Origin of the sequence: Streptomyces sp. NPDC058751 (genome assembly GCF_042746485.1) — a bacterium.
Classification (GTDB): Bacteria; Actinomycetota; Actinomycetes; order Streptomycetales; family Streptomycetaceae; genus Streptomyces.
Genome location: NZ_JBHYPZ010000038.1, coordinates 43804 through 63676 on the forward strand (window position 1 = coordinate 43804; position 19873 = coordinate 63676).

Annotated in this window: 21 protein-coding genes; 9 read left to right on the plus strand and 12 right to left on the minus strand. The window is 72.9% G+C overall.

Annotated elements, in window-relative coordinates; all coding sequences use genetic code 11:
- The first annotated feature begins 127 nt into the window (after nucleotides 1–127).
- From ACFW6B_RS30035 to ACFW6B_RS30045, 3 genes are read left to right on the plus strand one after another with little or no spacing between them, the layout of a single operon-like run.
- On the plus strand, nucleotides 128–1465 hold the full coding sequence (locus ACFW6B_RS30035) for a ferric reductase-like transmembrane domain-containing protein (protein ID WP_386600900.1): 1338 nt from the start codon (nucleotides 128–130) through the stop codon (nucleotides 1463–1465).
- 19 nt (nucleotides 1466–1484) lie between these two features.
- Nucleotides 1485–2255 carry an FMN-binding protein gene (locus ACFW6B_RS30040; protein WP_386600817.1) on the plus strand — a complete coding sequence of 257 codons (771 nt, stop codon included), beginning with the start codon at nucleotides 1485–1487 and terminating at the stop codon, nucleotides 2253–2255.
- A gap of 46 nt (nucleotides 2256–2301) precedes the next feature.
- Nucleotides 2302–3039: an FAD:protein FMN transferase gene (locus ACFW6B_RS30045; protein ID WP_386600902.1), complete on the plus strand. Its 738-nt coding sequence runs from the start codon at nucleotides 2302–2304 to the stop codon at nucleotides 3037–3039.
- Nucleotides 3040–3121: 82 nt separating this feature from the next.
- Here the strand turns inward: ACFW6B_RS30045 and ACFW6B_RS30050 are convergent, their stop codons facing one another.
- From ACFW6B_RS30050 to ACFW6B_RS30080, 7 genes are all read right to left on the minus strand, one after another.
- Nucleotides 3122–3658 (minus strand): arginine repressor, encoded by a 537-nt coding sequence (locus ACFW6B_RS30050; protein WP_151468406.1) that lies wholly within the window; start codon nucleotides 3656–3658, stop codon nucleotides 3122–3124.
- Between the two features lie 20 nt (nucleotides 3659–3678).
- A complete protein-coding gene (locus ACFW6B_RS30055) occupies nucleotides 3679–4887 on the minus strand; it encodes an acetylornithine transaminase (protein ID WP_386600820.1) in 1209 nt (402 codons plus the stop codon).
- Entirely contained in the window at nucleotides 4884–5807 is a 924-nt protein-coding gene (argB, locus tag ACFW6B_RS30060) for an acetylglutamate kinase (protein ID WP_386600822.1), read from the minus strand. Before argB ends, ACFW6B_RS30055 begins: the two co-directional genes overlap by 4 nt.
- Nucleotides 5804–6958, minus strand: coding sequence for a bifunctional glutamate N-acetyltransferase/amino-acid acetyltransferase ArgJ (gene argJ, locus ACFW6B_RS30065; protein WP_386600824.1), 1155 nt, complete (start codon nucleotides 6956–6958; stop codon nucleotides 5804–5806). The genes argB and argJ overlap by 4 nt, the downstream gene beginning before the upstream one ends.
- A complete protein-coding gene (argC, locus tag ACFW6B_RS30070) occupies nucleotides 6955–7983 on the minus strand; it encodes an N-acetyl-gamma-glutamyl-phosphate reductase (protein WP_386600825.1) in 1029 nt (342 codons plus the stop codon). The genes argJ and argC overlap by 4 nt, the downstream gene beginning before the upstream one ends.
- Before the next feature lie 108 nt (nucleotides 7984–8091).
- Nucleotides 8092–9027 carry an RNA-binding protein gene (locus ACFW6B_RS30075; protein WP_386600827.1) on the minus strand — a complete coding sequence of 312 codons (936 nt, stop codon included), beginning with the start codon at nucleotides 9025–9027 and terminating at the stop codon, nucleotides 8092–8094.
- Between the two features lie 135 nt (nucleotides 9028–9162).
- Nucleotides 9163–9555: a DUF5997 family protein gene (locus tag ACFW6B_RS30080; protein ID WP_386600829.1), complete on the minus strand. Its 393-nt coding sequence runs from the start codon at nucleotides 9553–9555 to the stop codon at nucleotides 9163–9165.
- An 82-nt stretch (nucleotides 9556–9637) separates the two neighbouring features.
- Between ACFW6B_RS30080 and ACFW6B_RS30085 the strand changes: the two genes are divergently transcribed.
- A complete protein-coding gene (locus ACFW6B_RS30085; RefSeq protein WP_386600831.1) occupies nucleotides 9638–10459 on the plus strand; it encodes a LysR family substrate-binding domain-containing protein in 822 nt (273 codons plus the stop codon).
- A 119-nt stretch (nucleotides 10460–10578) separates the two neighbouring features.
- On the plus strand, nucleotides 10579–11076 hold the full coding sequence (locus ACFW6B_RS30090; protein WP_386600833.1) for a DUF6314 family protein: 498 nt from the start codon (nucleotides 10579–10581) through the stop codon (nucleotides 11074–11076).
- Here the strand turns inward: ACFW6B_RS30090 and ACFW6B_RS30095 are convergent.
- On the minus strand, nucleotides 11058–11651 hold the full coding sequence (locus ACFW6B_RS30095; RefSeq protein ID WP_386600835.1) for a histidine phosphatase family protein: 594 nt from the start codon (nucleotides 11649–11651) through the stop codon (nucleotides 11058–11060). The two genes, ACFW6B_RS30090 and ACFW6B_RS30095, sit on opposite strands and share 19 nt — an antisense overlap.
- A 176-nt stretch (nucleotides 11652–11827) precedes the next feature.
- Nucleotides 11828–13264: a PLP-dependent aminotransferase family protein gene (locus tag ACFW6B_RS30100; RefSeq protein WP_386600837.1), complete on the minus strand. Its 1437-nt coding sequence runs from the start codon at nucleotides 13262–13264 to the stop codon at nucleotides 11828–11830.
- On the opposite strand from ACFW6B_RS30100, the gene ACFW6B_RS30105 reads away from it, so the two are divergent.
- Together ACFW6B_RS30105 and ACFW6B_RS30110 are read left to right on the plus strand one after the other, a co-directional pair.
- Nucleotides 13263–14219 (plus strand): DMT family transporter, encoded by a 957-nt coding sequence (locus ACFW6B_RS30105; protein WP_386600839.1) that lies wholly within the window; start codon nucleotides 13263–13265, stop codon nucleotides 14217–14219. The two genes, ACFW6B_RS30100 and ACFW6B_RS30105, sit on opposite strands and share 2 nt — an antisense overlap.
- 90 nt (nucleotides 14220–14309) lie before the next feature.
- The gene (locus ACFW6B_RS30110) at nucleotides 14310–14507 is read left to right on the plus strand and encodes a DUF1918 domain-containing protein (RefSeq protein WP_386600841.1); all 198 of its coding nucleotides are present in this window, start codon (nucleotides 14310–14312) and stop codon (nucleotides 14505–14507) included.
- Between the two features lie 61 nt (nucleotides 14508–14568).
- On the opposite strand, the gene ACFW6B_RS30115 is transcribed toward ACFW6B_RS30110, so the two are convergent.
- Nucleotides 14569–15816, minus strand: coding sequence for a glycoside hydrolase family 10 protein (locus ACFW6B_RS30115; protein ID WP_386600843.1), 1248 nt, complete (start codon nucleotides 15814–15816; stop codon nucleotides 14569–14571).
- A gap of 168 nt (nucleotides 15817–15984) precedes the next feature.
- Here ACFW6B_RS30115 and ACFW6B_RS30120 point away from each other — a divergent pair, with 168 nt between their 5' ends.
- Together ACFW6B_RS30120 and ACFW6B_RS30125 are read left to right on the plus strand one after the other, a co-directional pair.
- Nucleotides 15985–16845 carry a 3-hydroxybutyryl-CoA dehydrogenase gene (locus tag ACFW6B_RS30120; RefSeq protein WP_386600845.1) on the plus strand — a complete coding sequence of 287 codons (861 nt, stop codon included), beginning with the start codon at nucleotides 15985–15987 and terminating at the stop codon, nucleotides 16843–16845.
- Nucleotides 16846–17063: 218 nt separating this feature from the next.
- Nucleotides 17064–17321, plus strand: a complete 258-nt coding sequence (locus ACFW6B_RS30125; RefSeq protein WP_386600847.1) for a hypothetical protein — start codon at nucleotides 17064–17066, stop codon at nucleotides 17319–17321.
- 60 nt (nucleotides 17322–17381) lie between these two features.
- Here the strand turns inward: ACFW6B_RS30125 and ACFW6B_RS30130 are convergent, their stop codons facing one another.
- Together ACFW6B_RS30130 and ACFW6B_RS30135 are read right to left on the minus strand one after the other, a co-directional pair.
- Nucleotides 17382–17927, minus strand: coding sequence for an NUDIX domain-containing protein (locus ACFW6B_RS30130; RefSeq protein ID WP_386600849.1), 546 nt, complete (start codon nucleotides 17925–17927; stop codon nucleotides 17382–17384).
- Nucleotides 17928–18048: 121 nt separating this feature from the next.
- Nucleotides 18049–19389: a transcriptional regulator gene (locus tag ACFW6B_RS30135; RefSeq protein WP_386600852.1), complete on the minus strand. Its 1341-nt coding sequence runs from the start codon at nucleotides 19387–19389 to the stop codon at nucleotides 18049–18051.
- Between the last annotated feature and the right edge of the window lie 484 nt (nucleotides 19390–19873).

Consider the following 19873-nt stretch of genomic DNA (forward strand, 5'->3'; position numbering starts at 1 on the left):
GAACACACGGGCGTCGTGGACCGTATCTCTGGGCCAGGGGGCCACTCCCCTCACCCCGTCTCTCCAGGACGAACACGGAGGAACCGTGTCCACGATCGCCGGTGGTCGCGCCGCGCGGCGCCAGACCATGCGCCGAATCCGCCCTCGCCGCTCGCCCGCCGTCCCACTGCTGGTCGCCGTCTGGGCCGGCGCCGCCGCGGTCCTGTGGCTGTGGTGGCACAACACCCCGTCCATCGCGGACAACAACGCCAGGATCCTCAACGCCGGCCGCATCACCGGGCTGCTCGCCGGGTACCTGATGGCCCTCGTGGTGCTCCAGATGGCCCGGGTCCCCGCCCTCGAACGCCGGGTGGGATCCGACCGGGTGGCGCGCTGGCACGCGATGACCGGCCGGTACACCATCTGCATGGTCATCGCCCACCTCTTCCTGACGATGTGGGCCTACGCCCTGCAGTCCGGCAAGGGGCTCGGCGGGATCGTGCAGCAGACCGTCGACTCGGTCAACCAGCTTCCCGACATGGGCAAGGCCGCGATCGGCACGGGACTGCTCGTGCTGATCGGGTTCATCTCCGTCGGCTGGCTGCGCCGGCTGATCCCGTACGACACCTGGTACCACGTCCACCTGCTGACGTACGCCGCGGTGTTCCTGACCTTCTGGCACCAGCTCTCCACCGGCAACGACTTCGCGGTCGAACCCGTCGCCAAGACCGTCTGGTACGGGCTCTACGGCTCGGTGACCGCCCTGGTCATCTGGTACCGAATCCTTTCTCCGATCCGGCTGAACATGAAGCACCGGATGCGGGTCCAGGCGGTCATCGAGGAGACGCCCGGCATCGTGTCGGTGCTCATCAGCGGACGCAAGCTGCACCGGATGGGCGCCGAGGCGGGTCAGTTCTTCCGCTGGCGCTTCCTGGCGCCGGGAATGCGGTTCAGCTCCCACCCGTACTCGCTCTCGGCCTCACCCCGCCCCAACATGCTGCGCATCACCGTGAAGGCGATCGGCGACCACAGCGCCGGCCTGCGCGACCTGCAGCCGGGCACCAAGGTCTGGGCGGAGGGCCCGTACGGCGCGCTGACCGCCGACAAGCGCAGCCGCGGCAAGGTGCTCCTGGTGGCGGGCGGCGTCGGCATCACCCCGATGCGGACGCTGTTCGAGACCCTTCCCGGCGGGTCGGGCGACCTCACGCTGCTCTACCGGGCCAACACCACCCAGGACCTGGCCCTGTGGGACGAACTGGCCGCCATCTCCAAGGAGCGCGGGGCGCGCCTGATGTACGCGGTGAACAGCCCCGACGGCGAGCGTCCGGACATCTCGGCGGACTCCCTGCGCCGCAAGCTGCCGGACATAGACGACCACGACGTCTTCATGTGCGGGCCGCCCGGCTTCGCCCAGGAGGTGTACGCGGCACTGCGCGGCGCGGGCGTCCCCGCCCGCCGCATCCATCACGAGTCGTTCGAGATGTGAGCGACGGGAGTCAGGAACGATGAAGAAAAACCACCCCATCCGCCGGTTCATGCTGGCCAGTGCCGCCACCGTGTCCGGGATCGTGCTGCTGCTGGCGCTCAAGCCCGCGTCCGACCCGGCCGCCGCCTCGGCGCAGGCCGGAGGAGCCGCCCCCCAGCAGACGGCCGCCGCGCAGGGCGCCGCCGCCGGGCAGTCGGGCGGCACCGTCCTCGGTGACGTGGCGCAGACCCAGTACGGGCCGGTCCAGGTGCGGCTGACCATGAGCGGCGGCAGGATAGCCAAGGCCGAGGCGGTCCAGGCGCCCTCCGGCGGGACCAGCTCGCAGAAGACCGAGCTCTCGGTGCCCAAGCTCAACCAGGAGGCCGTCGCGGCGGGCAGCGCCGACATCGACACCGTCTCCGGCGCCACCTACACCAGCGAGGGCTACAAGAAGTCCCTGCAGTCCGCCCTGGACAAGGCGAAGGCCGCCGGCGGCACGCAGGGGTCCTCCGGGTCCTCGGCGGCACCGGCCGCCCAGGCGCGCGTCGTCACCGGGTCCGTGACCAACACCCAGTACGGGCCCGTCCAGGTCCGGCTCACCCTCGAGGGCAAGAAGGTCACCAAGGCCGAGGCCGTGCAGGCGCCTTCCGGCGGGACCAGCGGCCAGAAGACCGAGCTCTCGGTTCCCAAGCTCAACCAGGAGGCCGTCGCGGCGGGCAGCGCCGACATCGACACCGTCTCCGGCGCCACCTACACCAGCGAGGGCTACAAGAAGTCCCTGCAGTCCGCCCTGGACAAGGCCGGTGTCTGAGTCCGGGCAGGACGCACCGCAGGAGCTGCGCCACGCCGAGGAGGTGATGGGCACGGTCTTCTCCTTCGACGTGCGCGGCGGCGAACCCGAGGCCGTGCGCACGGCGTTGGAGGAGGCGATCGCCCAACTGCACCGCGTGGACGAGGTCTTCAGCACCTACCGCGAGGACAGCCAGATCTCGCGGCTGGCGCGCGGCGAGCTCACCGTCGAGGAGTGCGACCCGGAGGTCGCCGAGGTGCTCACCCTGGGCGCCGAGGCGGAACGGGTCAGCGACGGCTGGTTCAGCACGCGCTACGAGGGACGGCTCGATCCCACGGGGGTCGTCAAGGGCTGGGCGACCGAACGCGCGGCCCTGCGCCTCGCCGAGGCGGGGGCGAGCGGGGTGAGCGTCAACGGCGGCGGGGACGTCCAGCTCCGCGGGGTCCCCGGGCCGCACCGCCCCTGGCGGGTGGGCGTGTCCGACCCGCTCCGCCCGGGCTCGCTCGCCGCGGTGGTCTCCGCGGCCGGCGCCGACGAGCTGGCCGTCGCGACCTCGGGCACCGCCGAACGCGGCACCCACATCGTCGACCCGCGCACCGGGAGGTCCGCGGTCACCGACCTGGTGGCCGTGACCGTGGTCGGCCCTCGGCTGACCTGGGCGGACGCCTGGGCGACCGCGGCCTTCGCGATGGGCTCGCGGGCGGGCCTGGACTGGCTGGAGTCGCTCCCGGACGTGGAGGCGCTGCTCATCACGGCGGGCAACGAGGTCCGCTGCACGGGCGGCCTCGCCCGGCGCCTGGGCTGACCGGCGCCGGCCGCGCCCGCGTCAGGGCCTACGACGGTGGAGGCGCGCCCGGTCGCCGGGCGCGCCTCCACCGTCGTACGCGTCAGTGATCGTTCTGGGCCAGCCGCAGCAGGTGATCGGCCAGCGCCTGGCCGCCCGTGGCATCGCGGCTGATCAGCATCAGGGTGTCGTCCCCCGCGATCGTGCCGAGGACGTCGTGCAGCTCCGCCTGGTCGATCGCCGAGGCGAGGAACTGCGCGGCCCCGGGCGGGGTGCGCAGGACCACGAGATTGGCCGAGGCCTCCGCGGAGATCAGCAGCTCCGCGGAGAGCCTGCGCATCCGCTCCTCCTTCGCCGACTCCCCCAGCGGCGCGCGCGGGGTGCGGAACCCGCCCTCGCTCGGCACCGCGTAGATGAGGTCGCCGTCGTTGTTGCGGATCTTCACCGCGTTCAGCTCGTCGAGGTCCCGGGAGAGCGTCGCCTGGGTGACGTTCAGCCCGTCGTCGGCGAGGAGCTTCGCCAACTGGCTCTGCGAGCGCACCGGTTGCCGGTTGAGGATGTCCACGATCCTGCGGTGGCGTGCGGTGCGGGTCTGCGGTACGGCAGGCCCTGCGTGCTCGTGGTCCTGCGCCTGACTCATCGTCGTCCCATCTCCCGGGATCACCCGTCCCCGTTGGCCGCGTCGAGGATGCCGGGAAGGGCCCGGAGGAACGCGTCCACCTCGTCGTCGCCGAGGTTCAGCGGCGGCATCAGCCGTACGACATCGGGGGCGGGCGCGTTCACCAGGAGACCGGCGTCCTGAGCCGCCTGCTGCACCCGGTGCGCGAGCGGCTCGGTGAGCACGATACCCAGGAGCAGTCCGGCACCCCGGACGTGGTCGATCAACGGGTGGCCGGAACCGTCCCCGAGCCCCTCGATCCCGTTCCGCAGCTTCTCGCCGGCGCGCTTGACGTTCTCCAGGAGCCCCTCGGACTCGATGGTGTCGAGCACGGCGAGTCCGGCGGCGCAGACGACCGGGTTGCCGCCGAAGGTCGTGCCGTGGTGGCCCGGCTCCAGCAGGGCGGCGGCACGGCCGAAGGCGACGGTGGCGCCGAGCGGCAGTCCGCCGCCGAGGCCCTTGGCGAGCGTGACGATGTCCGGCAGGACGCCTTCGTGGGCCTGGTACTCGAACCAGTGGCCGGTGCGGCCGATGCCGGTCTGCACCTCGTCCAGGACGAGCAGGGCGCCGTGGGCCGCGGTGATGGCACGCGCCGCCTTCAGATAGCCGGGGGGCGGTACGACCACGCCCTTCTCGCCCTGGATCGGCTCGATGATCACCAGCGCGGTGTCGTCGGTGACCGCTTCGGCGAGGGCCTGCGCGTCGCCGTACGGGACGTGCGTGACGTCGCCGGGCAGCGGCAGGAAGGGCTCCCGCTTGCCGGACTGGCCGGTGAGCGCGAGGGCGCCCATGGTCCGGCCGTGGAAGCCGCCGGTGGTGGCGACCATGTGGGTCCTGCCGGTCAGCCGGCCGATCTTGAACGCGCCCTCGTTGGCCTCGGCGCCCGAGTTGCAGAAGTACACCCGGCCCTCGCGGCCGAAGAGCTGCAGCAGCCGTTCGGCGAGGGCGACGGGCGGTTCGGCGACGAAGAGGTTGGAGACGTGGCCGAGGGTGCCGATCTGCCGGCTCACCGCCTCGACGACGGCGGGGTGGCCGTGGCCGAGGGCGTTGACCGCGATGCCGCCGACGAAGTCGAGGTACTCGTTGCCGTCGGCGTCCCACAGCTTGGTTCCGGCACCGCGGACGAGCGGCAGCCGCGGGGTGCCGTAGTTGTCCATGAGAGCACCCTGCCAGCGCCGGGTGAGCTCCTCGTTCGTCGTGCTGCCGGTCATTCCGCGTCCCCCGTCTCCTCGTCGTCCGGCACGACCATCGTGCCGATGCCTTCGTCGGTGAAGATCTCCAGCAGGATCGAGTGCTGGACCCGGCCGTCGATGACGCGGGCGGTGGTGACGCCGTTGCGCACGGCGTGCAGGCACCCCTCCATCTTCGGCACCATGCCGCTGGCCAGCTCGGGAAGCAGCTTCTCCAGCTGGGAGGCGGTGAGGCGGCTGATCACCTCGTCGCTGTTCGGCCAGTCCTCGTAGAGGCCCTCGACGTCCGTGAGGACCATGAGGGTCTCGGCGTCCAGCGCGGCAGCGAGTGCCGCAGCCGCCGTATCAGCATTGACGTTGTAGACATGTCCGTCGTCCTGGCTCCGGGCGATCGAGGAGACGACCGGGATGCGGCCGTCGGCGAGCAGGGCCTCGATCGCGCCCGTGTCGATCGCGGTGATCTCGCCCACCCGCCCGATGTCGACCAGCTCTCCGTCGATCCTGGGCCGGTGCTTGGTGGCGGTGATGGTGTGCGCGTCCTCGCCGGTGAGGCCGACGGCGAGCGGTCCGTGCTCGTTGAGCAGTCCGACCAGCTCGCGCTGGACCTGTCCGGCCAGCACCATGCGCACGACGTCCATCGCGTCCTCGGTGGTGACGCGCAGGCCCGCCTTGAACTCGCTGACGATGCCGTGCCGGTCGAGGGCCGCGTTGATCTGGGGACCGCCGCCGTGCACGACGACCGGCCTGAGGCCCGCGTGGTGCAGGAAGACGATGTCCTGGGCGAAGGCGGCCTTCAGCTCGGTGTCGATCATGGCGTTGCCGCCGAACTTGACGACGACGGTCTTGCCGCGGTGCCGGGTCAGCCAGGGCAGTGCCTCGATGAGGATCTGCGCCTTGGGCAGGGCGGTGTGCCTACGGGTCGGGTTCGTCGGATTCGTCATGAGGAGTAGGCGCTGTTCTCGTGGACGTAGTCGGCGGTGAGGTCGTTGGTCCAGATCGTGGCGGTCGCGTCGCCCGCGGCGAGGTCCGCGACGACGTGGACCTCGCGGAAGCGCATGTCGACGAGTTCGCGGTCCTCGCCGACCCCGCCGTTCTTGCAGACCCACACGCCGTTGATGGCGACGTTGAGCCGGTCGGGCTCGAAGGCGGCGGAGGTGGTGCCGATGGCGGACAGGACGCGGCCCCAGTTGGGGTCCTCGCCGTGGATGGCGCACTTGAGGAGGTTGTTGCGGGCGATGGAGCGGCCCACCTCGACGGCGTCGTCCTCGGTCGCGGCGTTGATCACCTCGACCTTGATGTCCTTGGTGGCGCCCTCGGCGTCCCGGATGAGCTGCTGTCCGAGGTCGTCGCAGACCGCGCGGACCGCCTCGGCGAACTCCGCGTGGTCCGGGGTGGTTCCACTGGCTCCGGAGGCGAGCAGCAGCACGGTGTCGTTGGTGGACATGCAGCCGTCGGAGTCGACGCGGTCGAAGGTGGTGCGGGTGGCCGCGCGCAGCGCCCGGTCCAGGTCCGCGCTGTCCACGTCCGCGTCGGTGGTGAGCACGACGAGCATGGTGGCCAGGCCCGGCGCGAGCATGCCGGCGCCCTTCGCCATGCCGCCCACCGTCCAGCCGTCCTTGGTGACGACCGCCGTCTTGTGCACGGTGTCGGTCGTCTTGATGGCGATGGCGGCCTTCTCGCCGCCGTGCGGGCCGAGCTGGGAGACGGCCAGGTCGACGCCCGGAAGCAGCTTGTCCATCGGGAGCAGTACGCCGATGAGGCCGGTCGAGCACACGGCGACGCTGCCCGCGCCGATGTCCCCGAGGGTCTCGGCGACCTTCTCGGCGGTGGCGTGGGTGTCCTGGAAGCCCTTGGGGCCCGTACAGGCGTTGGCGCCGCCCGAGTTGAGGACGACGGCGTTCAACTCGCCGCTCTTGAGGACCTGCTGCGACCACAGGACCGGCGCGGCCTTCACACGGTTGGAGGTGAAGACGCCCGCGGCGGCGCGGCGGGGCCCGGTGTTGACCACGAGGGCCAGGTCCGGGTTGCCGTTCTCCTTGATTCCCGCGGCGACGCCCGCCGCGATGAATCCCTGTGCTGCCGTGACGCTCACGGTGCGACTCCGATCGTGGAAAGCCCCAGGTCCTCGGGAAGACCGAGGGCGAGGTTCATGCTCTGGACGGCACCGCCCGCGGTGCCCTTGGTGAGGTTGTCGATGGCGCTGATCGCGATGATGCGGTGCGCGGCGGCGTCGTACGCGACCTGGACCTGAACGGCGTTGGAACCGTAGACGGACGCCGTGGCCGGCCACTGTCCCTCGGGGAGGAGGTGGACGAAGGGCTCGTCGGCGAACGCCTTCTCGTAGGCGGCCCGGACCGACTCGGCGGTGACGCCCGGCCTCGCCTTGACGTTGCAGGTGGCGAGGATGCCGCGGGGCATGGGCGCGAGGGTGGGGGTGAAGGAGACGGTGACGGGCTCACCGGCGGCGGCGGAGAGGTTCTGGACCATCTCCGGGGTGTGCCGGTGGACGCCGCCGACTCCGTACGGGCTCATCGACCCCATGACCTCGCTGCCGAGCAGGTGTGCCTTGGGCGCCTTGCCGGCGCCCGAGGTGCCGGAGGCGGCGACGATCACGGCCTCGGCCTCCGCCAGCCCCGCCGCGTACGCGGGGAACAGGGCCAGCGAGGCGGCCGTCGGGTAGCAACCGGGTACCGCGATGCGCTTGGACCCCTCCAGCGCGGCGCGGGCACCCGGAAGTTCGGGGAGGCCGTACGGCCAGGTCCCGGCGTGGGCGGAACCGTAGAACCGCTCCCAGTCCGCCGGGTCCTTCAGCCGGAAGTCGGCCCCCATGTCGACCACGAGGACCTCGGGACCGAGCTGCTCGGCGACCTCTGCGGACTGGCCGTGGGGCAGCGCGAGGAACACCACGTCGTGGCCGCGCAGGGCCTCGGCGGTGGTCTCGGTGAGGACCCGGTCCGCGAGCGGCAGCAGATGGGGCTGGATGCCGCCGAGTCTGCGGCCCGCGTTGGAGTTGCCGGTCAGGGTGCCGATCTCGATCTCGGGGTGCGCCAGGAGCAGGCGCAGCAGTTCCCCGCCCGCGTACCCACTCGCTCCCGCCACCGCCGCGCGCATCGCCATGGAACCCTCCTCTTGGATGGCATGACTATACGTTTCGCTGCACGTTTATGCAATCCTCTGATGCCGGCCGGCACGCGGGGTCCGTCGGGCCGGCCTTCACCGGTCTGATCACCAGCGTGCGCGCAGCACGCCGTCGCCGTCGGGCAGGGCGGCGTGGAGGAGCGGGTGGCGTTCGTCGACGTAGATGGACAGGGCGCGGGCCGCCCGCGCACCGGCCACCAGGGCGGTGAGCTCCTGGAGGTCGGTCTCGTCGGCGATCACGCCCTTGACCGTTCCGTCCCGCGCCTCCCAGACGAACTCCACGTGCCATTCGGACGGCAGTGCGGTCAGGACCGCGTCGGCGTCGGGCTGCAGGTCGGGCCAGACGGTCAGCAGGGCCCGCGGACCGAGACCGGCGCGGACCGCGTCGAGGTTCTCCGCGGTGAGGCGGTGCCAGCGTGTGCCGACGTGGGTCTCCTCCAGCAGCAGTCCCCGTCGTGCCGCCAGCTCGGTGCGCACGGACGCCCAGAAGTCTTCGTCGGCGGCCTCCGTCACCTCCGGTTCCGCGGCGTAGGGGGAGGCCGTCAGCGGTTCCGGGAAGAGGCCGAGCGCGCGCGTACGGGCCACGGCGTCCGCGCAGGACCGGTCGCTGCCCACGTACACGTACTGGTCCCAGCCGACGTGCACGGTGAACGCGTCTCCCGCCTCCAGCCGGCACCAGGCGCCCTGCTCGCGGAGCATGACGCGGACCAGTTCCAGGGCCACCGTCAGGGAGACCTCGGCGCCGTCGTGGTAGCCGGTGAGGTCGGCCGGGAAGAGCCCGTCGAGTCCGTGCCCCTCGACCGCGGGCCGGACGCCGAAGTGGACGTATCCGGTGACGGAGGGCTCACGGATCTCCAGCCGGTCGACGCCCGCGGCTTCCGCGAAGGCGGCGATCGCGGCCAGGTACGCGGCCTCGACGGGCCCGTGGTCGCTGACCGTGTCCTCGGTGCCCCGGTAGCCACCGTGTTCGTCACGGTCGGCGGGGTCGTACTTGGTGATCCGGTGGACGAAGGCCGGCGGCACGCTGCTCCTGGACGGGGTCGAAGGTGGCGCCGGCCCGGACCCGCGGCCGGCCCCCTTCGAGCCGTACGACCGGCGCGGAACGGCCGGCCCCAAGGGGCCGCCGGCGGGCGGCCCGGGCGGGGCGGCCCGGGCCGGTCAGGAACGCTTCGCGTCCCGCTCCTCGTTCTTCTGCTTGATGCGCGCCGTCTCCTTGCGGACCTCCGCCTGGGTGGCGCGCTCACGCCGCAGCCACTCGGGGTCCTCGGTCTTCAGCGCCTCGATCTGCTCGGTGGTCAGGGCCTCGCTGACGCCGCCGCGGGCGAGTCCGGCGATGGAGACGCCGAGCTTGGCGGCGACGACGGGCCGCGGGTGCGGTCCGGTGCGGCGCAGCTCCTGGAGCCACGCGGGCGGGTCGCTCTGCAGCGCGTTCAGCTCGGCACGCGAGACGACACCCTCCCGGAACTCGGCGGGGGTGGCCTCGAGGTACACACCCAGCTTCTTCGCCGCGGTGGCGGGCTTCATCGTCTGGGCGGTCTGGTGCGAACTCATGGGGTCAAGGGTATCGAGCGCGCGGGCCCCCGCCGACCATCGCGGGTACGGCGCCCAGGGCCCCGCCGGGTAATCTGACGTGGTGACCGGCTCCGAAGCATCCCCTTCCTTCAGGCTCGCCTACGTTCCGGGGGTGACGCCCTCGAAGTGGGTGCGGATCTGGAACGAGCGGCTGCCCGACGTCCCCCTGGTCCTCGTCCCGGTGTCCGCCGCCGAGGTGTACGACGTCCTGCGGCGCGGCGACGCCGACGCGGGGTTCGTCCGGCTGCCGGTCGACGGGACCGACCTGAGCGCGATCCCCCTCTACACCGAGACGACGGTCGTCGTGGTCCCCAAGGACCACATCGTGGCGGCCGTCGAGCAGGTCTCGGGCGAGGACCTCGCCGACGACATCGTGCTGCACCCCGAGGACGACCCGCTGGACTGGGAGCGGCTGCCGGGCAGGCCCGCGCTGGAGCGGCCCGCCGTGACTGCGGACGCCGTGGAACTCGTCGCCGCGGGCATCGGGGTCGTGATCGTGCCGCAGTCCCTCGCCCGGCTCCACCACCGCAAGGACCTCACCTACCGGACGGTCACGGACGCCCCCGAGTCGCGTGTCGCGCTGGCGTGGCCCGAGGAGCGGACCACCGACATGGTGGAGGACTTCATCGGCATCGTGCGCGGACGCACGGTCAACAGCACGCGCGGGCGTTCCCAGGCCCCGGCCGCGGCGCAGAAGGACCGGGGGGCGGCGAAGTCCACCCCCCGGAAGCCGGCCACGGGCGGCGGCGCCCGGCGCAAGCCGGCGTCCGGCCAGGCGGGCGGCAAGGGCGGCGGAAGGGCCGCGGCCAAGAACTCCCGGGGCTCCGGCAACGGCGGTCCGAAGGGCGGCGCGAAGCGCGGCAGGCCCCGCCGCGGTTCCTGACCCCGCGACCGGCCGGGGCACGGCGGCCGTCGGCCGGTGACCCGGGCGGCGGGGGCAGGGAGCGGCTGGAGCGCGCGGGCGCGGTGCGCCGCGTCGGACGGGACGGAGAACGAGGCGGCATGGGCGAGTTCTGGCCGGTCGAGGACGTGCTGGCGTACCTGGCCGGAAACTGGCGGGTCGAGCGCACCGTACGGGACCTCGCGAGCGGCGCCGAGGGTCGCTTCACCGGCACGACGGTCTTCGGTCCGCCGGACGACGGCGAGCCGCTGGACGACAATGAGGCGCTGAACGAGGGCCGGTCGCCGGACGGCTGCGGGCTGCTGCACCGGGAGTCGGGCACGTTCGTGTGGCAGGGCGTCGCACGGCCCGCCGAGCGGACCCTGCGGTTCCTGCCGGGCCACGGCCCCGGGACCGCTCTCGTACGGTTCTCCGACGGCCGTCCGTTCCACGACCTGGACCTGACGAGCGGGCACTGCGTCGCCGACCACCCGTGCGCGGCGGATCTCTACCGGGGAGAGTTCACGGTCCGGGACGAGGACCACTGGCGGTCCGTCTGGCGGGTGCGCGGGCCCGCGAAGGACCTGGTGCTCACCACCGGCTACACGCGCCTGAGCTGAGCGGGCGCCCCGTCCACGCGCAGGTTCCAGCGGCCGGCCCGGCCCGTCACGGCGACCGCCGACAGAGGGCGGACGTCGATGTTCCAGTACGTCGACGGCGGAGCCTTCAGCACGTAGACCAGCGCGGCCCGTACCACCGACGGCTCGGCCACCGCGACGATGCTGCCGCCGTCCTCCCCCGGCCGGGTGTCGAGCCAGGCGCCGACCCGGGCTATGAAGGCCAGCAGGCTCTCACCGCCGTGGGGCGTGGAGCGCGGATCGGACAGCCAGGAGTCCATGGCCTCGGGCTCGCGGGCCATGGCCTCGCCCAGGGTGAGGCCCCGCCAGCGGCCCATGTCGCAGTCACGCAGCGCGAGCTGGACCAGCGGGGCGTAGCCGAGGACGTCACCGGTGGCCCGGCTGCGGGGCGTCGGCGCGCAGTAGCGCAGCTCGGCCGCCGCCAGCGGCAGCAGTTCGGCCGCCGCACGCTGCGCTTCCTCCCATCCCGCCTGGTCCAGCGGGCGGTCGTCCTCGAAGCGCTCCGCAAGCAGCGCGGAGTTCCGCGCCGCCGCGACGAACGTGACCCGAAGATTCATGCGCAGATCGTGGTGCGCGGGACTCCACAGGTCAAGGGCGTCACACAGAGTATCCGAATATTCACATGAACATCGGCCTCTGGTCTATGCGTTGACCGTGCGGATCCCCCTGGAACCGGTCCTCTCGCCGGCGCGGTCCCACGGCTCGCCGCGGCGCGGGGTCCGCTCGCGTCCGCTCAGGTCCGCACCTCGTCGTAGGCCGCCGCCAGCCGCCGTACGCCTTCGGTGATCTCCTCCGCCCCCGCCACCGCCGCGAAGCTCAACCGGATCTGCGCGGCGGGGGGTTCGGCACTGTAGTAGGGGCGGCCGGGGGTCACGGCCACCCCCGCGCGCAGGGCGGCGGCGGTGAACGCGGACTCGTCGGTGCCCTCGGGCAACCTCGCCCACAGGTGGTAGCCGCCGAACGGGACGTGGGGCAGGGCAAGTTCGGGCAGCCGCAGCCGCAGGGCCGCGGTCATGGTGTCGCGCCGGGCCTTCAACTCGGCCGAAACCGTGCGCAGATGACGCGGCCAGGCGGGTGAGCCGACGAGTTCGAGCGCGGCCTCCTGGAGGGGGCGCGGCACGAAGAAGGTGTCGACGACCTGGATGGCGCGCAGCCGCTCCAGCACGGGCCCGCGCGCCGCCAGGGCGCTGACCCTGAAGCTCGGCGAGGTGGCCTTGGTCAGGGAGCCGACGTGCACCACGACCCCGTCGGGGTCCTCGGCGGCCAGCGGACGCGGCAGCGGGCCCGCGTCCTCGTGCACCAGGCGGCGCACGAAGTCGTCCTCGACGACGAAGGCCCCGGCGTCCCGCGCGATGCGCAGCACCTCGCCGCGCCGCTCGGGCGCGAGCACGGCGCCGGTCGGGTTCTGGAACAGCGGCTGGCAGACGAGGACCCGGGCGCCGGTCGCCCTGAAGGCGTCGGCCAGCAGTCCGGGTTTCACCCCGTCGGGGTCCACCGGGACCGGCACGGGGCGAAGACCGGCGGCGCGGGCGATGGCCAGCATGCCCGGATACGTGGGCGACTCGACCAGGACGGGGGCGCCGGGCGGCGCGAGCGCGCGCAGGGCGGTCGTCAGGGCGGCCTGGCCGCCGGCCGCGACCAGCACCTCGGCGGCGCCGACCGGTCCGCCGATGCCGCGCGCGAACCACTCGCGCAGTTCGGGAAGTCCCTCCATGGGCGGCCGGGACCAGGCTCCGGGGCGGCGGCCGGCCCGGGAGAGGGCCGCTCCCATCGCCCGCTCCGGCTGGAGCGAGGGGTGCAGGTAGCCGCCGTTGAACTCGATGACACCGGGTGGCGGCGCGGCGAGCGAGACGAGCACCCCGGCGGCGTCCACGGTGCGGGGGACGGCCTCGGCCGCGGCGTCCGCGCCGAGCGCGACCTCCTGCCAGGAGGTGTCCCCGGTGGAGGCGACCGCAGGCCGGGGCCGGGCCCGGAAGGCGCCCGCACCGGGCCGGGTGACCACGAGCCCCTCCGCGGCGAGCTGCGCCAGCGCCCGCGACACGGTCACCGGGCTCACGCGGAACCGCTCGACGAGCGCCCTGCTGGAGGGCAGCTTTTCATCTGGAGAGTAGCGGTTCAGCTCCTTCCGCAGCCGATCCGCCAGTTCACCGACACTGCTACGCTCTTGCATGAGAGCAGAGAGTAGCGCTATCGACCGGACCGGGATAGCGGTCAGCACCGACGTCGAGCCCCCGGCCCCCGCCGCGGACCGGAGCCCCGCTCCGGCGCACCGCCGCTCGGGCACCCTCCAGGCGGCCCTGGGTGTCACCGCCTTCTCCCTCACCTTCCCCGCGACCGCCTGGGGCCTCACGGGCTTCGGCCCCTGGTCGCTGGTGACCGTGCGCTGTGTCCTCGCGGCGGTCGTCGCGGGCGGCTGCCTGCTCGCGCTGCGGGTCCCCCGGCCCGCCCGGCGGCACCTGGCGGGTCTCGCCGTCGTCGCCGCCGGTGTCGTCCTCGGCTTCCCGCTCCTGACGACGCTCGCCCTGCGGACGTCGACCACCGCCCACGCGGCCGTCGTCGTCGGGCTGCTGCCGCTCACGACGGCGCTGTTCTCGGCGCTGCGCACCGGCGCGCGCCCGTCGCGGACGTTCTGGCTGGCGGCCTGCGCGGGCGCGGCGACCGTGATCGCGTTCACCGTGCGGCAGAGCGGCGGCACCCTGACCGGCGCGGACGCCTACCTCTTCGGGGCCCTGCTGATCTGCGCGGCGGGCTACACCGAGGGCGGCCGGCTGGCCCGGGAGATGCCGGGCTGGCAGGTCATCGGCTGGGCCCTGGTCCTGTGCCTGCCGCTCAGCGTTCCGGGCGCGCTGGTGGCGCTGTCCTACGAACCGGCGCGGCTGACGGCGCACAGCGTGACCGGGCTGCTGTGGGTCGCGGTCGGATCGCAGTTCCTCGGCCTGCTCGTCTGGTACCGGGGGATGGCGTCGATCGGGATTCCGAGGGCCAGCCAGTTGCAGCTGGCCCAGCCGCTGCTCACACTGGTGTGGTCGGTACTGCTCCTGGGCGAGCGGCTCACCCCGGCGGCTCCCCTGACAGCGGCCGCCGTCCTCGTCTGCATCGCTCTGACCCAGCGGGCACGGGGCTGACCCGGCACGCCCGGGCCGCGCCCACCCGAGCCCTGGGCCCGGGCCACGAACCGTTGCTCCCGTACAGACACAGGCGAGGAGACCGTTCAGATGCGCGCATCCAAAGGCGACCAGCTGGTGCAGCACGGCAGGACCGTCGGCCAGCACGACAAGGTCGCGGAGATCACCGAGGTCATGGGAGAGAAAGGTTCTCCCCCCTACCGTGTGCGGTTCGAGGACGGACACGAGGCCGTGTGCTCACCGGGCCCGGACTCCGAGATCCGTCACCGGGACATGCCGCCGAAGTAGGACGGCTGGACTGCCGCCGAAGCAGGACGGCCGGAGCGGGCGCCGGGAGACCGGCGCCCGCTCAGCGCGGGGGTTTCGCCGGCTGCCGGTAGTGGTCGGCGACGACCCGCGCCATCGCGCCGGTCCGGTCGGCCGCGGCCTCCGAGGCCGCGAAGAAGACGTGCCCGCGCACTTCGGCGTGACGGCGGGCGAGGGTGAGGTGCCGGGAGAGTTCGGCCGGGTCCCGCCAGGCCGCGGGCTGCGCCGGGTCCCCCGCCTTGTACAGCGCCTCGCCCGCGTACAGCTGCACGCCCGTGCCCCGGACGACCCGCGCCCACCAGGGCAGCAGCTTCGCGTAGTCGGCGGCGGCGAAGCCGATGTTCCAGTAGAGCTGGGGGCAGATGTAGTCCACCCAGCGCCGCGCGACCCATTTCCTGGTGTCCGCGTACAGGTCGTCGTACGTCTCGACGCCGGCCCGGGTCGGCGAGCCGAGCGGGTCTCTCGAGGCGTTCCGCCAGACTCCGAAGGGGCTGATCCCGAAGCGGACCCCGGGGCGGACCTTCTTGACGCTCTCCGCCATCTCCCGCACCAGCAGGTCGATGTTGTTCCGCCGCCACGCCGCCCTGTCCGGGAAGCCCGCGCCGTGTTCGGCGTACGCCGCGTCGTCGTCGAAGCGCTCGCCCGCCACCGGGTACGGGTAGAAGTAGTCGTCCCAGTGCACCCCGTCGACGGGGTACCGGCGCACCGCGTCCAGCATCGCGGTCCGGACGAACGTACGGACCGGGGGCAGTCCGGGGTTGTAGTAGAGCTTCCCGCCGTGGCGCACGGTCCAGTGCGGGTGGAGGCGCGCGGGGTGCGAGGGCGCGAGCCGGCCGGGGTCCGGCTGTCCCGAGACGCGGTACGGGTTGAACCAGGCGTGCAGTTCCAGGCCGCGCGCGTGGGCCTCGCGCACCGCGGTGCCCAGCGGGTCCCAGCCGGGGTCCCCGCCCTGGACGCCGGTCAGGCAGCGGGACCACGGCTCGTACGGGGAGGGCCACAGCGCGTCGGCGGCGGGGCGGACCTGGAAGATCACGGTGTTGAGGCGCAGGCGGACCGCCGTGTCCAGGTGGCCGAGGAGTTCGGCGCGCTGGCGTGCGGGGCTCAGGCCGGTGCGGGAGGGCCAGTCGCGGTTCGAGACCGTCGCGAGCCACATGCCCCGCATGGCGCCCTGGGCCGCCGCCCCGTTCGGTGCGGCCGTGTGCCGGGCGGCCGCGGCGTCGCCCGCCGTGCCGAATCCCGAGAGCGTCGCGAGCGCGGCCGCCGCGAACGTCCGGCGTGGCAGTCGCCCCATGTCCGTACCCCTTACGCCGCGAGTCCGCCGGGTCACTTTCCGTATCGTGACCCAGCATGCACCACCCCGACGATCGATCATCGATACTTCGGAGTAACGTGCACGTTCGGAGCAGGCGCCGAACAACGGACCGCCTGCCAGGGCGTGCGGATCAGCGAAGGGAACGATGTGACCGACATCGAACGCGTCGGAGTGGTGGGCTGCGGCCAGATGGGAGCGGGCATCGCCGAGGTGTGCGCCCGCGCCGGACTGGACGTGAAGGTCGCCGAGACCACCGGCGAGGCCCTGGAGATCGGCCGGACCAGGCTCTTCTCCTCCCTCTCCAAGGCCGCCGACCGCGGAAAGATCTCCGCGGACGAGCTCAAGGCCACCCAGGACCGGCTGAGCTTCACCACGGACCTCGGCGAGTTCGCCGACCGTGACCTGGTGATCGAGGCCGTCGTCGAGAACGAGCAGGTGAAGACCGAGATCTTCCAGGTGCTCGACCAGGTGATGACCAGGCCGGACGCGATCCTGGCCTCCAACACCTCCTCGATCCCGCTGGTGAAGCTGGCCGTCGCGACCTCGCGTCCCGACCAGGTCATCGGCATCCACTTCTTCAACCCGGCCCCGGTGCAGCAGCTCGTGGAGCTGATCCCGGCGCTGACCACCTCCGAGAGCACCGTCGGCCGCGCCCAGCTCTTCGCCGAGAAGCTGCTCGGCAAGCACGCGATCCGCGCCCAGGACCGCTCTGGCTTCGTCGTCAACGCGCTGCTGATCCCGTACCTCCTGTCCGCGATCCGGATGTTCGAGTCGGGCATGGCGAGCCGCGAGGACATCGACAACGGCATGGAGATGGGCTGCGCCCACCCGATGGGCCCGCTCAAGCTGTCCGACCTGATCGGTCTCGACACGGTGGCCTCGGTCGCGTACTCGATGTACGAGGAGTACAAGGAGCCGCTGTACGCCGCTCCCCCGCTGCTCCAGCGCATGGTCGACGCCGGCCGCCTCGGCCGCAAGTCCGGCTCGGGCTTCTACACCTACGGCTGACCCCCGGGGCATCGGCCGGACACCGACCGAACCCCCGCTCCGCCAGCCGGAGTTCGCGCGGGCCCGGCACCTTCCACGGTGCCGGGCCCGCGCCTTTCACACGCCGTGTGCGCCCCGGGCCCGCATATGCCTGACGCACACTCTCCCCACCCGCCCACCAGGCGAGTTGACTTTCCGTGCGCACAAGGGATGTGCCGACCACGGAAAGGAGCGGACTCGTGACCGCCGACCCCGAGCATCCCGTGGCACCGAAGGAGATCGCGGAGTTACGCCGGTCGCTCGAAGTGGGGTTCACCCGCATCGAGGGCGGACTGGCGCTGCTCACCCAGCGCGACGACCAGACGGCCAAGGACCTCGACGACCTCAGCACACGGATCGTCGCGCTCGAACACACCCGCTGGCCACTGCCCACCGTCGCCGTCGTCGCGGCCGTGGGCGCCCTGGCCCTCGCGGTCTGGCAGGCTCTCGGCCACTAGGAGCAGGCGCCGTCCGCCGCGGCGCCAGGACCTGTCGGCCCGGGGCGCGAGGGGGACCGGTCAGGGCAACGTGTCCTGGCCGAGCCTGAGATGGTGCAGGAGCAGCAGCGCGGCCGCCATGTTGGCGGCCGGGACCTCACCACGGGCGACCATGTCGGGAACGAGTTTCAGGGAGACCCACTCCCGGCGGTCGGACTCGAAGTCGTCCACGGGGTGTCCGGTGTACGCGCCCTCGTCGGCCCAGTAGATGTGATGCCGGGCGTCGGTGAGCCCGTTGGAGGGCTCGACACTCATCAGATGCCGCAGGGGTCCCGGCCGCCACCCGGTCTCCTCCTCCAGTTCGCGGGCCGCCGCCGCGGCGATGTCCTCGCCGTCCTCCACGACACCCGCCGGGAGCTCCCATCCCCAGCTGTCGGTGATGAAGCGGTGCCGCCACAGCAGCAGCACCTCGTTGGCCCCGTTCACCACCGTGGCCACGGCGACGGGCCGCAGCCTTATCAGGAAGTGATCGAGGTGCCGCCCGTCCGGCAGCTTCACATCTGCGAGATTGACACTGAACCAGCGGTTTTCATACACAGTTTGTTCGTTCTGCTTCGTCCACTGCACGGTTCTGCCACCTTCCGCCGAGTGAAGGCAATATCGCAGCAGCCGCTTCCCCGCAGCAGGGCTCACCGGGGTCGGGGCGCAGCACGGTGGCGGTGGACGAAGCCGTGTGCGGGGCCGCTCCCTACAGCGGTACGCGCAGTGCGCCGTCGATGAGTTCGGCCGCCTCGGTCGTCCCCGCGCAGCCGCTGCGCACCAGGTGTTCGCGCACCGCGCGAAGTCTGTCGCGCAGCCGCTGGGACTCCATCCCCCGTGCCTGCTCCGCCATCTGGACGGCCGTCGCCACCGCCTTGTCGGCGTTGCCCTGGCGCAGTTCGATCTGGCTGAGCATGGCCAGCCGGTGCACGCGCCCCCGGTCGTGCGCCGGGGTGTCGACGGCGGCCGCGGCGTGCTCGGCGGCCGCCACCAGGTCACCGAGGCTGAGCAGCGCCTCCGCCACCTGTACGTTGACCAGTCCCGGCTGGACATAGCCGGTCTCGTCGGGCTCGTAACCGCGCCGGATGCGCTCGGCGGCCTGCTCGGCACGCCGTATGCAGGACAGCGCGCTGCTGCCGTCGCCGAGGTGCGCGTACGCCTTGGCCTGCATGGCGTAGAGGTCGGAGGCGAGCGCCGGGGTGATGTGGCGCCCCGCGGCGCGCAGCGCGGCCTCGGCGAAGGCGACCGCCTGGCGGTACTCGCGCATGAACAGCGCCTGGTTGACCAGCAGGGCTATGACGTACGCGCCGAGTCCCCTGTCCCCGCTGGCCTTCGCCAGACGCAGCGCCTGGTGGAAGTAGCGCTGGGCGAGTCCGTGCGCGTCGGAGTCGTAGGCGCAGATGCCCGCGATGGCCACCAACCCGCCGGTGGCGCGGTGGAGTTGGCGCCCGGTGGCGTCGGTGTAGCTGCCGCGCAGCAGGGGCGCGGTCTCGGAGTTGAGGAAGCCGACGATCCGGGTGCGGGTCGCCATGCCCCCCGCCTTGCGGTACATCTGCTCGTAGTGGGCCCGTGCCGCGCGCAGCATCTCGATGTCGGCCATGCTGACCTGGTGGCGGCCGCCGCGGGAGACGTCCACGTCCTCGGGCGGGTTCTCCCACTCCCACACGGGCATCACGGCGGGGGTTCCGGTGACGGCCGGGGCGCCCAGGATGTGCGGGCGCTGCTGTTCGTCGGAGCGCCACAGGGCGGTGGCCCGTTCGACGAAGCCGGAGAGCGTGCCGGCGTGCGGGGTGGAGGGCTCGCCGGGGACCCCGAGGCCGATGTCGTCGAGGGTGACGGGCCGGTGCAGCCGTCCCGCGAGCACCTCGCAGATCAGGTCGGGCACCTGGCCGCGCGGCCGCTGGCCCTTCAACCACCGTGCCACGGCGGTGTGCTCGTAGCGCAGGGCGAGGCCCCGGGCCCGGCCCGCCTGGTTGACGTGGGCGGCGAGTCCCGCGTGGGACATGCCCGCCTCGTCGAGGATCGCGTCGAGCAGGGTGTTGGGCTGCATGGGAGGCCCCCCGGGTGGCTCGTTGCCGACGGCTCCGGCCGGGCCGACCGCGCCCGACCGCACCAGAGAGAGTAGTGCGTCCCCTTTCACACGGGGTGTGATGGGAATGCCCGTATCCGCGCTGTGTGTGCGCTGTCGCGGAGAGTTTCGCACCGGTTGACTGAATTGCCTCGCAAGAGGCCGGCCGGGCCGCCGGCTCCCCCTCGTACAGTACGGCGGCCCGCTCCGCGCCGTCCGCCCGGCCGCCTGCCCGACACTCCATGGCCGGGCGGACGGCAGAGCCGGCCCGGCCCGGGGCGACCGCGGGACTCCGGTCGTCCGGGTGCGGGTCCCGTGGCCGGTCACCCCGGGAACGCGGAGCGCGTGCCGTGGCAGCGTGGGGCCCCCGAGCGGGGGCCCCCCGGGGGGGGACCGCGGGGTTTGAGGGGGGGGGGGGGGCGGGGGGTGGGGCCCCCCCCGGCGGGGGGATAAAAACAAAAGGCGC